The organism is Desulfobaculum bizertense DSM 18034, assembly GCF_900167065.1.
GTDB classification, from domain to species: Bacteria; Desulfobacterota; Desulfovibrionia; order Desulfovibrionales; family Desulfovibrionaceae; genus Desulfobaculum; species Desulfobaculum bizertense.
The window spans coordinates 249,068-264,300 of record NZ_FUYA01000001.1; the positions used below are offsets into that span (position 1 = coordinate 249,068).

At 52.8% G+C, this 15,233-nt stretch carries 14 protein-coding genes; 5 read left to right on the top strand and 9 right to left on the bottom strand.

All coding sequences use genetic code 11. From position 1 onward, the window contains the following. Positions 1 to 293: 293 nt before the first annotated feature. Positions 294 to 1,247, top strand: a complete 954-nt coding sequence (locus B5D23_RS01160) for a hypothetical protein (RefSeq protein WP_078683556.1) — start codon at positions 294 to 296, stop codon at positions 1,245 to 1,247. A gap of 210 nt (positions 1,248 to 1,457) precedes the next feature. Here the strand turns inward: B5D23_RS01160 and B5D23_RS01165 are convergent, their stop codons facing one another. The 5 genes from B5D23_RS01165 to B5D23_RS01185 all read right to left on the bottom strand — a co-directional run bounded on the left by B5D23_RS01165 (position 1,458) and on the right by B5D23_RS01185 (position 5,982). Then, the gene (locus B5D23_RS01165; RefSeq protein ID WP_078683557.1) at positions 1,458 to 2,603 is read right to left on the bottom strand and encodes a flagellar basal body-associated FliL family protein; all 1,146 of its coding nucleotides are present in this window, start codon (positions 2,601 to 2,603) and stop codon (positions 1,458 to 1,460) included. A gap of 29 nt (positions 2,604 to 2,632) precedes the next feature. After that, entirely contained in the window at positions 2,633 to 3,637 is a 1,005-nt protein-coding gene (locus tag B5D23_RS01170) for a radical SAM protein (RefSeq protein WP_078683558.1), read from the bottom strand. Between the two features lie 124 nt (positions 3,638 to 3,761). Beyond that, a complete protein-coding gene (locus B5D23_RS01175) occupies positions 3,762 to 4,049 on the bottom strand; it encodes a cysteine-rich small domain-containing protein (RefSeq protein ID WP_078683559.1) in 288 nt (95 codons plus the stop codon). After that, positions 4,049 to 5,395, bottom strand: a complete 1,347-nt coding sequence (locus B5D23_RS01180) for a YhjD/YihY/BrkB family envelope integrity protein (protein ID WP_078683560.1) — start codon at positions 5,393 to 5,395, stop codon at positions 4,049 to 4,051. The genes B5D23_RS01175 and B5D23_RS01180 overlap by 1 nt, the downstream gene beginning before the upstream one ends. Before the next feature lie 35 nt (positions 5,396 to 5,430). Beyond that, on the bottom strand, positions 5,431 to 5,982 hold the full coding sequence (locus tag B5D23_RS01185) for an HD domain-containing protein (protein WP_078683561.1): 552 nt from the start codon (positions 5,980 to 5,982) through the stop codon (positions 5,431 to 5,433). Positions 5,983 to 6,144: 162 nt separating this feature from the next. Between B5D23_RS01185 and B5D23_RS01190 the strand changes: the two genes are divergently transcribed. Continuing rightward, positions 6,145 to 7,347, top strand: coding sequence for a VgrG-related protein (locus B5D23_RS01190; protein ID WP_078683562.1), 1,203 nt, complete (start codon positions 6,145 to 6,147; stop codon positions 7,345 to 7,347). An 85-nt stretch (positions 7,348 to 7,432) separates the two neighbouring features. Here B5D23_RS01190 and B5D23_RS01195 read toward each other — a convergent pair whose 3' ends face one another. Further along, entirely contained in the window at positions 7,433 to 8,212 is a 780-nt protein-coding gene (locus tag B5D23_RS01195) for an SDR family NAD(P)-dependent oxidoreductase (RefSeq protein ID WP_078683885.1), read from the bottom strand. A gap of 83 nt (positions 8,213 to 8,295) precedes the next feature. Here B5D23_RS01195 and B5D23_RS01200 point away from each other — a divergent pair, with 83 nt between their 5' ends. Then, entirely contained in the window at positions 8,296 to 11,184 is a 2,889-nt protein-coding gene (locus B5D23_RS01200; protein ID WP_078683563.1) for an insulinase family protein, read from the top strand. Between the two features lie 167 nt (positions 11,185 to 11,351). Continuing rightward, positions 11,352 to 11,813: a Fur family transcriptional regulator gene (locus B5D23_RS01205; RefSeq protein ID WP_078683564.1), complete on the top strand. Its 462-nt coding sequence runs from the start codon at positions 11,352 to 11,354 to the stop codon at positions 11,811 to 11,813. Between the two features lie 50 nt (positions 11,814 to 11,863). Here the strand turns inward: B5D23_RS01205 and B5D23_RS01210 are convergent, their stop codons facing one another. Next, entirely contained in the window at positions 11,864 to 13,819 is a 1,956-nt protein-coding gene (locus tag B5D23_RS01210; RefSeq protein WP_348980880.1) for a hybrid sensor histidine kinase/response regulator, read from the bottom strand. 299 nt (positions 13,820 to 14,118) lie between these two features. Here B5D23_RS01210 and B5D23_RS14975 point away from each other — a divergent pair, with 299 nt between their 5' ends. Continuing rightward, positions 14,119 to 14,289, top strand: a complete 171-nt coding sequence (locus B5D23_RS14975; protein ID WP_159445866.1) for a hypothetical protein — start codon at positions 14,119 to 14,121, stop codon at positions 14,287 to 14,289. 138 nt (positions 14,290 to 14,427) lie between these two features. Here the strand turns inward: B5D23_RS14975 and divK (B5D23_RS01215) are convergent, their stop codons facing one another. Next, the gene (divK, locus tag B5D23_RS01215) at positions 14,428 to 14,796 is read right to left on the bottom strand and encodes a DVU0259 family response regulator domain-containing protein (protein ID WP_078683565.1); all 369 of its coding nucleotides are present in this window, start codon (positions 14,794 to 14,796) and stop codon (positions 14,428 to 14,430) included. Between the two features lie 66 nt (positions 14,797 to 14,862). Beyond that, on the bottom strand, positions 14,863 to 15,219 hold the full coding sequence (gene divK, locus B5D23_RS01220; RefSeq protein ID WP_078683566.1) for a DVU0259 family response regulator domain-containing protein: 357 nt from the start codon (positions 15,217 to 15,219) through the stop codon (positions 14,863 to 14,865). Between the last annotated feature and the right edge of the window lie 14 nt (positions 15,220 to 15,233).

Genomic DNA, 15,233 nt, shown 5'->3' on the forward strand with positions numbered 1-15,233 from the left:
CCTGCCCACAAGCTTTTGCGCGTGCAGTAATTGTGTATGGACGAGCCTTTCTTTACGGAAGGCTCGTCTTTTTTGTGCTGTATTTTCTATATGAAATAGACAAAGCTTTATTTGTTATAATCAGAATTTCTAAAGACTTGTTCGCTAAAGCTTAACGTGAGGGCGTTTGGCAAGTGAGGGACTTTTCAGTAAGTGCAAGAGGCGCCTGGGTTGTACTCTTGGGTGAGGGCACGATACAGTACAGTGCCTTGTTGCGCGAAAACGCATGATGACTCTAACTTTCGGATGAGCACATGGATTGGAATACCCTTTGGCACGGCCTTGGTTGGCCACTGTGCCGCCTCATGTTTTTTATTTCTCTTGGTCTGCTGATTGGTAACCTTATTGAGGCTTTGAACTGGACTCGTGCTGTGGCGCGTGTTGCAGAACCAATTACGCGCATTGCGCACCTCAAGGATATTACTGGCGCAAGTTTTTCAATGGCGTTTTTTTCGGGCGTCACTGCGAATACGATGCTGGCCGAGGCGCATGAGCAGGGGAAGCTGTCAGATAAAGAGCTGATGATCTCGAATCTTTTTAACAGCTTGCCAACGTATTTTTTGCATATGCCAACGCTGTTCTTCATCACGGTGCCGTTTATTGGGAAAGCGGCCGCGGTGTATGTTGGGCTGACCCTGTGCGCCGCGTTTTTGCGGACGCTGTTTATTATTGGTCTGGGGCGTCTTGCCCTGCCACCGCTGGAGCCGGGCTGTGTGCCCTGCCGTCTGGAGGAACATGCCAGCACGGACTGGAATGCCGCGCTGCGCAAGACGTGGATGCGCTTCAAAAAACGTATCCGCAAGATTACCCGCATCACGATTCCGATCTTTGTCGCGATCTTTTTCCTGAAGCGTTACGGGGCGTTTGAGGCTCTGGAAGGCTTTCTGGGCGCGCATGTCTCCATCTTTTCATGGCTTCCTGCCGAGGCCTTGTCCATTGTTGTTTTTCACGTTGCCGCAGAGTTTACTGCTGGTCTGGCGACTGCTGGTGCGCTTTTGCAGGGCGGCTCTCTGGGAGTTCGGGAAATCGTTTTGGCCCTGCTTCTGGGCAATGTCCTTTCTTCCCCTATGCGGGCGCTCCGGCATCAGTTTCCCTATTACGCAGGCATTTTTCGCCCCAAGCAGGCTCTTAAACTTATTGCCGCTAACCAAACCTTGCGCGTGTGTTCTATTATTTTTGTGGGAGTGGTTTACTATTTTGTGGGATAGAGACTCTACGATTTTCTCAATGGAAAATATCTAAGTATAGCTTTATTCATGAAAGATAGGCGGAAAGAGTCTGTTTTTGCCGTAAAAGACGGGGAAAAACGCAGTTTTTTGAAGTAAAACGCACGACGTGCTTGTACGTGCTTACAAAAATGCAAAAAGGCAGGTGTTTCAGACACCTGCCTTTCTTTGTGTTGTGGAGAATTTGAGAAGCTATTCTGCTGGAGCAACAGTCTCTTGCGCGGTTTGTGGCTGCGCTACAGTGGGAATGGACTGTTTTTGTTCCAGTTTTCCAGCAAGTTGCTGGCTCAGGGTGCCAATAGTCTGGATCGCGGGAAGGGCGTTGGTTGTCCCCTTGAAGCGGCGGGCAATCCAGTTGGCGATGTCCAGAATGTCACTGTGTGCGAGCAGGCTTCGGGAGTCTGCATCTGGAGCCATGCTCAGGATGACACTCTTCATGTGTTCGCGTTCTCCCAGTGCCTGCTTGATTTCCTGCGAGAGGTTGTCGAGGCGTTTAGAGGAAGCTCCCTGTGCTTCAAGATCAGCAAAGGCGATGTAGGCCTCTGTGACTCGTTTGGAGGCTTTGCGATAGCGACGCATGGTCTCAGGCAACTCTTCGTGAGAGCCGAGGGTCGTGAATGTCGCTCCGACCTCACGCACAAGTTCTGCGTAGTATTCGCGCATCTGCTGGCATTCTTTGGCGTTCATGACACGGCTTTCAATGGCGGCACCACCCGGAGTGAAGTCGTAATAGCTGTGCGTTGCCTGCTCAGACAGTTCCTGAACAAAGCTGTCGGCATAAATGCTGTAGACCGTGCTCATGATGCGTGGCGTCAGCAGGTAAGAAAAGACGGCGTCCCGAGCCTTCATGACGTCACGGGTTCCTGTCTCAAGCCCGGTCATGTCTACGCCATAGTGCATGTTGAGCTTTTTGAAACTGAGTGTGCTCAGCGGGCTGCGGGTGGCGTTCCCCATGCTGTGAGGCGGCAGGTAGCTCTTGAGGCACATGCTGGCAAGGTCCTGAATAAATGCAGGGCGTACCAGCCTGTCGGTTTGAGGCTCGGGCTTTTCTGCGGGGTCTGTGCTGTTGGCAAGCGATTCGGGCTCCATGCCGTTGCGCTCTTCCATGCTGGCCTCTGGCTCGGCAGGGGCGTCCTGAGTTGTTTTTTCCTGTGAAGCAGAGCTTTCAGGACTGGAGGTTTGAGGAATTTTTTGAGTGTAGACGCTGGAGTTGGTGCTGTCTGTGTCCTGCTCTGTGACTGGGGTGGTTTCTGGAGTCTGGTGCATGAAGAACCAGACCCCGCCACCAATGGCCAGAACCAGAACCACAAACAGTGAGGCGATATACGATTTGTTCATGATCTGCTGTCCTGAGTGATCGTCAGTTGTCAGTGTTTTCGAAAGAACTGCGACGGGCCTTTCAGAATGCCGCAGTCAGCATCCCGAAAGAGTTCTGAGCATTTGCCGGTCGTGAAGCCACGGCCTTCTTCCGTGTGTTCCTTGATGTCTCGCGGGTTTGCGCCAAGTTCTGCCCAAAACAGGTTCGCACCTGCGGCAGCGCCCAGCGAATATGGCTCGTGAGTGCAGTTGCCTGTCACACTCCGCGGCATGGCAAGGCGGGTGACTGCCACAATTTGAGCCATGCGGAGTTCGGAAATCATGCCCCGGGCCGCAATTTCGGTTCCGGGAACTTCGATACGGCGTGCCGCACCGCTAAAGGCAGGGTCAAAGCTTGCGGTGAACAGAATCATTTCTGCAAGCTCTTCGTTGCTGTGTTCTGGGCCGACTGGTTCGACGCAGGTGCCAACAACAAGCCCTGCATCCTTGAAAGAGCGGATGCTGTTTTTGCGGGCTTCGGGCTGGAGTCCGGTGTCGATGCCTTCGCGCAGGCGCAGGGCGTGATACACACCATTGAGGCCAGCGTCTGCCAGCTTTTGTGCGCCATCAAGTTCCTGGTCAGAAACATTGCCAATGAGCATGGTTTCTGGCTTGAGCTGTGCTCTGGTTTCCTGCACTGCTTCACAGAATTTGCCAAAAGGATAATTGGCTGTCGCCATGATGTAAATGGCATTAACACCCTGTGATTCCAGCATGGTGGCATGTTCTACCACCTCTTCTGGAGAAAGCTGTGACGCTTTTTTGAAAATCCCGTTGCAGACTGCGAAAGAACAGAATTTGCAGTTTTTGGGGCAGGGGGACAGGTTAATGGCAAACTGGCCATGAACTTCGGCCCGGTCCTGAGTCAGACTTTTGGAAATGCGTTTGGCTTCGGCCATGATTGCGTAGCTCTCTACGGAATCAGGTGGAAGGGCCAGCATGTCTGTAATCTGTTGCTTGGAAAACGGAACGGCATCGTGAGACTGTTTGAGCGTGTCCTGAATGCTGAAGGCCATAAGCGCTCCCTAAAGGATAAAAGTGGCAGAAGGCCGTGTCCTGCATGTGCAGACAGGACACGCACCGCGTTGAAGCATAAAGTTTGCGCTATGGTATCAGAAACATCAATGATGTGAAGAGGCTTTATGCAGATTCGTCAGGCTTGTCTGCCTCGGCTGCATTTTTTCGCATCTCGGTGAACTCGGTCTTGAGGCGTTTCAGAACATGCGCATAGCCGCCTTTGTCGTGGGGGAGTGTACAGTCCGTACAATCCTTGACTCCTCGTGTCATCTTGTAGTTCCCCCCGCAGTCGTCAAGAAAGTACAGCGGGCAGAAGCAGAACAGGCAGTTGAAATGCTCAGGGTCTGCTGTTTTGTGACAGGGATAATACCGGCAGTCCTTGTTCGCGAAAAATTTGAATGAATGTTTCATTATAGTTGCGTGTCTTCGGTTTTGTCCTGACAGAAATCGCTAAATGAACATTTCTGGGCGAATTCCGTCAGGGTCAGGTTGGAGTTGCTTTCGTATGCTGCCTGTATCAGGCCGCTAAATACGGGGGAGAGCAGCTTTGAATGCATTTCAATGGGTTGCCGACCGCTCTTGGCCCGAAAATGAGAAAGCGCACGCAAAATGTCAACAATCCGAACTTTTTCTGGCGGACGAGCCAAGCTAAACGCTTCACTGCCCGGATGGTCAATCTTTTGCACAATTCGGGATTGCGCAAGCATGTACATGACATCATTCACCAGCTTCACCGGTGCATTAATTCTGTGGGCAATGGTCTCATTGTCTGGCGTCTCTTTCCCTTGCATAAAAACATGAGTGAGCAATGCCAGCATAAGCACAGCAAGCTGCTGTCTGTCGTCAAAGCTGTAGTCGTTCAGTCTCGCTTCACTGTAATAGGTTTCGCTAAACTGGAGTGCAAAACAAATTTCTGCACCAAGAAGCACAATGACCCAGCTGATAAAGAGCCAGATAAGAAAGAGTGGGACCTGGGCAAAGCTTCCATAAATAGCATTATAATTTGAACTTGTGACCTGATACTTGATATACAGGACTTGGGTGACCTGCCACAGTGTTCCTGCGATAAATGCCCCGCCAAATGCAGGCCAGAAGCGCACCCGTGTATTGGGGATAAAAATATAGATAAAGAGTAGGGCGAACCAGGTTGTGATGAAAGGCAGGGCCTTGAGTGTGATGATGTAGAGTGTGCTAAAAACAGAATAGCTCAGGATATTTTGGATAAAGCCTGTGTTTTGGACGGATGCCGTGGCGCTGATGGCAACCAGAATGAGCAGGGGGCAAATGAGGACGACTGTGAGGTAGTCTGAAAACTTGCGCCAGATGCTGCGCTGGGCCTTGATGCCAAAGATGCTGTTAAAGCTGGCCTCAATGTTTCCCAGAAGCGAAATGACCGTAAAGAGCAAAAAGGAAACACCAATGACGCCGAGGGTGGCGACATTGGTGTTGTTGATATAGCCAACTATGGCATCGACGATTTCAGGGTTTCCGGTGGTCGCACGCAAAAGTATGCTGCGAATAAAGTCGGAATCCTGAAAGCCAAAGCCCTTGGAAATAGAGAAGGCAACAGCCAGCAGGGGAACAAGTGAAAGCACTGTTGTGTATGCCAGTGCAGAGGCGCGCAGGAGGCACTGGTCTGCAATAAACCCGTGCCCAACCATGTATATCCAGCGCACCAGACGTGCGACCTGAATTTCTGCAAAACTTCGTTCACTGTTCTGGTCATCGTCATCCATGTACTGGCGTAACCTGAGCATAAACGCTTCCCCGTGGGCTGTGGCCCTGCGGGTGATTACACAAGGCCAGTTTCAGCAGCAACTCCAGTAATGGCATCAATGGAGAGCTGCAGGAACTCGGCAAGCTCCATGTCCAGCTTGTCACACTCGCGAATGCGGTCGCGGTCGACGCTGGCAGCAAAGGACTTGTCTTTCATTTTTTTCTTGAGGCTCTTGGGCTTCATCCCTTCCATACGGTTGGGGCGTACCAGTGCCGCAGCAGTAATAAGACCCGTCACCGTTTCACCTGCGCGCAAGGCGTAGTCAAAATGGCTCTTGGGGTCCACTTCTGTATATTCGCTGTTGTGAGCAACAATAGCATAAAGTGCGTCTTCCGGCAGCTTGCCTTCGAGCATTTCCCGGCTTTTGGCGCCGTGTGCTTTGAGTTCATCTTTTGTCTGCGGATAGTCAAGGTCATGCAAAAGACCAGTAATGCCCCAGAGTTCAACATCTTCGTTGAAGTGCTTAGCAAGAGCGCGCATGACAGCTTCGGTCTGCTCAGCGTGATGCAGCAGGCTGGGGGGATTGCTTTCCTTAACCATCTGATATGCTTCGTCTCGTGAAATCATTGGGAATCTCCTGCAATATTTTTTGATTCAAGAGTAGTGCTAATACTCCTGATGTAAAAATCAAGTCTTGAACAAAATTGCGCTGGCACCGTTTTTGCTCAAACTCTCTGCGGGAGAGAGGAGCGTCAGGAATTTTGACGCTTCTTTCGTGAAGGAGAGAGCATGAGTAAAGTTTCTGGAGTATCACAGCAGCTCACAGCGCAGGAGCGTTTGGCAGAAATTCGCCAGTATGCGGCACGACACGCCTCTGGTGGCGCGTTTGCTGGGCTTTTGCGAAATATTTTAGGTGGGGATGCGTCCACCTATTCGAGCATTCAGGCGCAGTTGATGCTGGGTGGTCAGTTTTTGAACACAATGGATGGCGACAGTGCGGATCATGTTTCTGGGCACACAGCACAGGAACTGGCTCGCCTGAGTGATGCCTCTATGCTGATGGACAGCCTGCTTGGTGAAAAAAGCGAGCATGAGCCTACGGACCTTTTGGGTGGCATGATTGGCGGTATGCCTGCGGGCGCGCAGACTTTGGCCACAATGCTAAGTGCCCTTGAGGGCGCCCATGCGACAGACAAAAATCTGTCACAGGAGCAGATGCAGCAGAGCAGGGATGCGAAAACAGTGGATTCTGTGGAACAGGATTCTTCTGAAATGGCACCGCCTGTAGCATCCTCAACAGCTTCACCATTGCGCGACGCCGCAGAGCAGACTCTGGCTGAAAAGAGCTTTGGGAGTAAAGAAGCCGCTGATTTGGCAGGACTTCTTGCTGCCCGTTTTGAGTCCAATGGTGACCCCGGTGTGATTGGCTACGATCGTCACGGCGGCACGTCCTATGGCCTGTATCAAATTTCATCACGTGCTGGGACTTTTGACAGCTTTTTGACGTTCCTCTCTGATCGAGAGCCAGAATGGGCGTCTGATCTGCGAGCAGCGGGCCGGGCCAACACCGGTTCAAAGTATGGTCCAGTGCCGTCTGTGTGGCGACGCATTGCCAAGGCCGACGGTCAGCATTTTTCTGACTTGCAGCATGAATTCATCAGGCAGACGCACTTTATGCCAGCCGCAGAAAAGCTTGCAGCTCTGACAGGCATTGATCTTCGCTCTGAGGGGGGCGTTTTGGGTCAGGTCTTGTGGAGCACAGCCGTGCAGCATGGAGCTTCTGGCTCCGTACGGATTTTTGCTGAGGCGCTGGATGCCATAAAGGGCGCATCCGCAGGGAATTTTGACATGTCGCTTATTAAGGAAATTTACAAGACCCGTGGCAAGCAGTTCAGCTCCAGCACGCCGCGTGTGCAGGCCGCTGTGCAGGACCGTTTCAGCCGTGAGATGGAACTTGCCCTGAATATGCTTGGAGATAGTTCGCTGGCCTAAACAGCAGCCACAGCGTACTGCCGCAAAGGGCAGTAAAAGACGTGCAGTATGGAAGTCCGTGCTGCACGTCTTTTATTTTTCTGCGTTATGAAAAATCAGGAAGAGAGCGAACGTCAAAGGTCTTGCCGCTCATTTCTGGGCGAAGAGCATTGAGGAGCTGCATAAGCCCGCGCGCGGAGTCTTCGGCACTGATAAGCTGGCCTTTGTCTTTCCAGCCACCAAAGACCGGGCGCAGTTCGTCTGCCTTGAGTCCCGTACTACTGCGTGCTTCTGCCTGCATGGGGGTGTCGACAATGCCGGGGCGGTACACAAAGCTGATAATGTTTGGTGCTTCTCCTGCCAGCTGTCTGGCGAGGTGCTCCTCTCCTGCCTTTGCCACGCAGTAGGCCGCTATTCCCGGCTGAACAATTTCTGCTGAGCCAGACCCCACAAACGCTGCAAATGTGCTATCTCTATCGAGCAGCAGGGGAACAAGGAAGCGGATAAGCTGCCACGCACCAGTGAGGCTGGCATCCATGACCTGCCCAAATTCCCGGGGAGAAATTTCCCAGATTGCAGGGCCGGGGGCGAGATACCCGGCACAGTGAATAAAGCCGCCAAGGTTGCCTCGCTCGCGAGCCAGTCGGCCAATGCGGTAGGCTGTGTCGACGCAGGCAAGAGACCCGGCAACTGTGCTGTGATGTGCATCATACTGAGCTTCTGCACTTTTTTTGTTGCAAAGGCGTAAAGTCTGCGCAAGTTTTTGACGAGAGCGTCCACTTAGCAGAAGATGGGCGCCAGCTTCGGCAAGCTGGAGTGCCAGCGCCTGCCCAACACCAGACGAGGCTCCCGTAAGGACAACAGTTTTATTTGTGATAAAGCTCATGTACACCTCGTAGACGTTACCAAGAAAAAAAGCTGAATTAACCCCACACAACAGAAAGTCTCTTTCTGGAGGAACACAGCATCATGATACATGGATTTAATTGTCTTGTTGAGAAGGAAATCCCGGAAATCGGGGCAAAAGCCAAACTTTTCAAGCATGAGCGCACTGGCGCTGAGCTGATGAGCCTGAGCTGCCCGGACCGGAACAAGGTCTTTGGCGTCAGCTTCCGTACTCCACCCAAGGATTCCACCGGAGTCCCGCATATTCTGGAGCACTCCGTGCTTTGCGGCTCTGACAAGTACCCGGTCAAGGAACCCTTTGTTGAACTGCTCAAAGGTTCCCTCCAGACCTTCCTCAATGCATTTACCTATCCTGACAAGACCTGCTACCCCGTGGCAAGCTGCAATGTGCAGGATTTTTATAATCTGATTGATGTGTACATCGACGCTGTGTTCCATCCCCGCATTGACGAGAATATTTTCCGTCAGGAAGGCTGGCACTACGAGCTGGAATCTCTGGACGCTCCGCTGACCAGAAAGGGTGTTGTCTTTAACGAGATGAAAGGCGTGTACAGCTCTCCCGAAAGCATTCTGCAGGAAACCCTGCAGCATGCCCTGTACCCAGACATGACCTATGGTCTGGATTCCGGCGGTGCTCCCAAGCATATCCCGGACCTGACCTATGCTGCATTTAAGAATTTCCACGAGACCTATTATCATCCCTCCAATGCCCGTTTCTGGTTCTATGGTGATGATGACGAAGCAACCCGTCTGGAGCTGGTCGACAAGGCTCTTGAAGGGTACAGCGCTCTGGACGTCGATTCTGTTGTTGGTCTCCAGCCAAGCTTTGACGCCCCCCGGACCGTGGTACAGCCCTATGATGGTGGTGCTGATGCCAAGGCCATGTTTGCGCACCAGTGGCTTCTGTCCGAGACCGCAGACCGTGACTGCGCCCTGCGCATGGAAGTGCTGGAGCATATCCTGATTGGTCTGCCGTCCTCACCGCTTCGCCGCGCTCTCATGGAGTCTGGTCTTGGTGAAGATCTTTGCGCCAGCGGCTTTGGTGACGAACTCCGTCAGATGAGCTTTGGTGTTGGCCTCAAGGGCATGAAGGCAGAAGACCTTGAAAAGGCCGAAGAGGTCGTGAACCGTGTCCTTTCCGAGCTGGTCGAGGAAGGCCCGAGTCAGGAAATGATCGAAGCCGCGATGAACAGCGTTGAGTTTGATCTGCGCGAGCAGAACACAGGACGTTTCCCGCGTGGTCTTTCTCTGATGCTTATGTCTCTGACCACGTGGCTTTATGATGGCGATCCCTTTACCCCGCTGGCCTTTGAGGCGCCGCTTGCCAAGCTCAAGAGTGAACTGGAGCAGGGCGCTCCTGTGTTCCAGGCGCTTATTAAAGAGCAGCTTCTTGAGAATCCGCATCGCATCACTGTTTTGCTCAAGCCTGAGCAGGGCCTTGCCAAAAAGCAGGACGATGAGGAAAAGGCCGAGCTGGCCAAGATCAAGGACGGCATGAGTGAAGCCGAGTTGCAGGAGATCATGCAGACCGCTGCCACGCTTAAAGAACTTCAGGGCAAGGCTGACGATCCGGAAGCGCTCAAGAGCATTCCGATGCTTGGTCTGGAAGATCTTGAGAAAAGCGAAACCCCGCTTCCTCATGATGAGGCCGAGCTGTCTGGGGTACGGACCATGCTGCACGATGTACCTGCACAGGGTATTGTGTACCTTGATGCTGGTTTTGATCTGCGTGCTGTGGAGCAGGATGACCTGCCGCTGATTCCGCTTTTTGGTCGTGCTCTTTTTGAGATGGGAACAGAGCTTGAAGACTTTGCCAGCCTTGGAATGCGCATTGCGCGCAAGACCGGTGGCATTGAGCCTGAGACCTTTGTGACGCAGAATCTGAAAGGCGACGCAACACTGAGTTATCTCTTCCTGCGTGGCAAGGCGATGTCTGAGAACGTGGGTGACATGCTCGACATTCTCCGGGATGTCTTGAGCAGCACCAAGCTCGACAACCGCCAGCGTTTCCGCCAGATTGTCATGGAAGAAAAAGCTCGACTGGAGCAGCGCATTGTTCCTGCCGGGCACATGGTTGTGCTGAGCCGTCTTCGTGCCCGTTGTGGCGTTTCTGGCTATCTGAGCGAGCAGCTTGGCGGCATTGATGCCCTGTTTGCGCACCGTCAGCTTCTCAAGGACATTGACGAAGATTGGAATGCTGTTCTTGCCCGTCTGGAGCGCGTGCGCGAGCGCATTGTGGCTCGTGGCAATCTGCTTTTGAACCTTTCGGCGACTGCGGAGGACATTGCTGCGGCCCGGCCTGCACTTGAGTCCTTTATTTCCGCTGTTCCTGAGAAGGAACTCACTGCCTGCGAGTGGACCCCGGCAAGCTACCCGACAGCAGAAGGGCTTGCTATTCCGGCGCAGGTCAATTACGCGGGAGCAATTCTTGACCTCAAGAGCGCTGGCTACACCTTTAGCGGTGCACATTTGGCTGTGAATCGTTTGACCCGCATGGGGTATCTGTGGGAGCGTGTTCGTGTGCAGGGCGGAGCCTATGGTGCATTCAGCTCGCTGGATCGCCTGTCTGGTTCTCTCGCTTTTGCATCGTACCGTGACCCGAACCTCGACGCCACGCTCAAGACCTTTGCCGGAACTGGTGAATTTTTTGCCAGTGCGGACCTGAGTCAGGACGAATGCGTAAAGAGCATTGTTGGTGCCATTGGAGAAATGGATGCGTATCTGTTGCCAGATGCGCAGGGCTACACCGCAATGGTTCGGGCGCTGGTTGGTGAAACCGTGGAAGAACGCCAGAAGAACCGCGACGAACTGCTTGCTGCTGGTCCCGCAGACTTTGCGGCATATGGTAAACTCGTTGCTTCTGCTGCTCAGAACGCAGAGTTTGTTGCTCTTGGTGGCAAAGAAACTCTCGAAGCTTCAGATGCGTCGCTTCAGGTCGTTGATATCCTGTAAAACCGTTCTGGGGCTATGCAAACTTGCAGGCCCCGGATTTAAATTTTATTGAGCAGACAGTTCCGCAAGATAAGGACAGTATACACCTTGTCCGAAGAAACGCATTTTTGACAGATGGCCCGCCCACTGAACACTGTGACAAACTGTCAGCCAAGGGGATGATGAGGATGAAAGAACCGCTGGTGGTCTTTACCGATTATCTGGCTCGAAAGAATCTGAAAATGACGCCGCAGCGCCGTTTGATTCTGGAGATTTTTTTGAAAGAATCCGGGCATCATACGTCTGAGGATCTCTACAACATCGTCAAAAAGTCCGACAAATCCATTGGACAGGCTACGGTCTACAGGACTCTGAAACTTCTGTGCGAATCCGGCCTTGCCAAGGAGGTCAACTTTGGTGACGGGGTAACCCGGTATGAACAGCAGTATGGATTTTCTCATCACGATCACATCATCTGCGAAGAATGCGGAAAAGCCATAGCTGTCGTTGATGACAAGATTGAGCAGTTGCAGGAGCGTCTCGCTGCCGAGCACGGCTTTGTGCTCACCGGGCATGAGATGTATCTCTACGGAATTTGCGCCGACTGCCGCAAGAAAGACAAAAAGCTCAAGGCTGATACTGAGGACTAGGGTCTTTCTCTTACAAAAAATAACGCCGCCCCGTTTGGGACGGCGTTTTTTTATTCGCAGTCGTCTGTAATAGTGATTTCGCCTTCTGGGATGCGGCGGGGAATCCGGACCACGAACTCGGTCCCGACTCCCGGCGCGGAGTTGACGCCAATGACGCCACCGTGTTGGCGGATAGACTTGTCTGAGACAAACAGGCCAAGGCCCGTGCCCTTGAAGCCCTTGGAGGAGAAGAACAGCGTAAACATTTTTTCGCGCGTTTCCTGATCCATGCCTGTCCCGTTATCTTCAATGTGGATGCGCAGGATTTCTTCCGTGGCGTGCACGTCAAAGGTGACCCGATGCTTTTTGTCTGGTGTGCTGTCTGATGCGCAGGCATCCACCGCGTTTTCCAAAAAGTTGACCAGTGCCGCGCTCAGCACATGCGCGTCCACGGTCAGGGTACCCGGTGTGCCGTGCAGGTCATATTCAAATTCCACGCCGGCCTTGTGTGCCTGCGGAGCGATGATATTCACGATTGCCTGAAAGAAGTCTTTCAGCTCGATTTCTTCGACGTTCAGCTCGCGGTTTTTCGCGTAGTGGAGCATTTGCATGACCATTGAGCGGATGCGGTGAGTCAGGTCTTTCACTGTGTCCCAGCCCGCCTGCATGCGATCTTCATCACCACGTTTCATGCCTGATTCAACGCGGTAAATACCGCCGTCCAGTGCCGTGAGCATTCCCTTGATGCCATGACTCATGGAACCGATCATCAGGCCGAGCGATGCGAGGTGGTCCTGAAGTTCGCGGATTTGGGTAATGTCTGCGGCAAGCTCCATCACTTCGGTCACTTCTCCATTTTCATCGCGAAGCGGTGCGGTCCAGACGAGGACATTATATTTTCGTTCGTCTTTGGCCGTAATGATGGTTTCCCGCTGGTGGGTTTTCCCATCGGCGAAGGTCTTTGCTGCCGGGCATTTGGTACACGGGGTATCTCGGTGGGCCAGCACTTTGTGGCAAGGCACGCCCGGCTCAGCGCCAAACAGTTCGTTATAGAGTCTGTTGGAGGCTGTTGTGTTGAAGTCTTTGTCGATGACTGACACGAAGCAGGGAATTTCGTCGAACAGGACCTGGTATTTTTCGCGGGTTGCGCGCAGCTCATCCTGGAGGCGTTTCACCTCGGTGATGTCTACGGTAAACTCCAGCACCATATCGACTTCGCCTTCCTGATCGAAGATTGGAGCGGTATGGACAATAACAGGGAGCTGGTCTCCGTCGAAGGTGCGCAGTGTTTTTCTGTAGCGCTGACCTTTGCCTGTCGCAAAGGTTCGTCCTACAGGGCAGCCTGCATCACGGGCATTGGGGTCTGCGTACAGGTCCCACGAGTTATGCCCAATCATGTTTCCAAATTTCTTTTTATAGAGCTGATTGACCGCAACGATTTCAAGGTAAGCGTTATGCAGCGAGATAAAGCACGGCATGGCGTTAAAGGTCTCGTTTCCTCCAACGTCGTCGGTAATGCTTCTCAGCGCGCTTGCGATGCCGTCCACCATTTGACGGGCCGCAACCTGTCGTTCCAGCTCGATGACCTGCGCAGACTTTTCTTCCACCATCCGTTCGAGATTATTCGTATACTCGTTCAGCTTACGGCGCATATCTATTTTTTCAGATACGCGTTTCAGTGTCGCTTCAAGTATTTCATCCTGAATTGGTTTGGTGATGAAGTCTGCCGCTTCATGTTTCAGGCTTTGGATTGCCATATCCATATCGCCGTGGCCTGTAATCATAACCACTTCCGCGTCAGGATTTTGCTCCTTCAGCGCAATCAGCAGGTCGACGCCGCTCATCCCCGGCATCTTGACGTCTGTCAGAATGATTTCTGGCTGCTCTCTGGTATACAGCTCCAGTGCCTCGGCGCCAGTCGATGCCGTGAGTACGCTATATCCCAGCTCCTCCAAGCTCATGCCAAGAAATTTCCGGATGTCCTGCTCATCGTCTACAAGAAGTATCGTCTTTTTCATCTTGTTCATGTCCTGTTTTCATAGTGGATGAGTAGTGTTCATGGGGGCGTGCGAGAATTTGTCTCGCGCTCTGCAAGGGGCGCCGGGCGGGTGGGTTTTGTTTTATTGGGGCGCTGCCCCAAACCCTGCAAGGGGCGCCAGGGTGGGCGGGGACTCTGTCCCCGCACCTCTGCAAGGGGCGCTGCCCCTTGACCCCGCCCAAGGACGAGGCCCTTGGGAATCCCGCTTTCGCTGGAATATAAGGCTGAGTGGGATGAGAGCAAAGCTCTCCTCTCCATCAGCCTTATATTTCAGCTAATGGGCACCCAGTGCGTTCTTTTTCTTTGCGCCCCAACCCTTTCTTTCTGAACGCGAGCGTTCAGAAAGAAAATGGTGGCGAACTCGCAGAAGAGAAAGACTTTCTTATCGCATTCTCACCCAAGTTTGAATTTCATTCACGCGAAGCGTGGATGGAATTCAAACTCGCTGAGGATACGTAAGGGAATCATTCCCTTACGCGGGGGCTTGGGGGCTGGCCCCCAATCTTCACCCATCCAGCACTTCCGCGCATCACCTCATGGGGAGCGCTTCAAAAAAGCGGTGTACAGGATGAGCCTGCACACCGCTGAACTGGTGAATTAGCGTGCCGGGCTGTCCCCGAGGGTTTCTTTGACGATACACAAGAGTTTTTGTGGGTCAAAGGGTTTTGGAACGACGGCGACGGCGCGGTTCACAGCGTGCTGGACGCCAGTGAGTCCACTGACGACGATAATGGGGATGTCTCGGAGTTCGGGGTCCTGAGAGATTCTGCGATAGAATCGGGGACCCCATTCACCGGGCATTTCGATGTCGAGGGTAATGAGATCAGGCATTTCGTTGGTGACGATGTCGAGAGCGTCGGAGCTGTCGATAGCGGAGCAGGTTGCGAAGCCGTTATCGTGGAAGAGGTCGGTCAGATATTCAACGATGCTTGGATCGTCGTCGACAATCATGATCTTCTTGGACATTAAGAATCCCCTGTATCGGGTCCTTACGTGCAGGGTAAGGACGGCGTTGTGGACGTAAAGGTTAAGTTATTCTCCAATGGTTTCGCGGATAGCGCGAAGCAGTTCTTCGGGGTCGAAGGGCTTGGTAAAGCTGGCGACGGCTTTTTGCACGGCGTAGCGATTCCCTGCGAGTCCGCTGACCACGATGACCGGGATTGATTCGAATTCTGGGTTCTGCGAGAGTTTCCGATAGAATCGGGGACCCCATTCTTCGGGCATTTCCAGGTCAAGGGTGATGAGGTCTGGGCGTTCATTTTCGACAACGTCGTAGGCTTCTGCTCCATCTGCTGCAGTACAGACGTCATACCCATTATCTGAGAAAAGGTCTGACATGTAGGAGACGATGTTGGGATCATCATCGATGATGAGAATTTTTTTTGCCATGAAGTACCTCACTT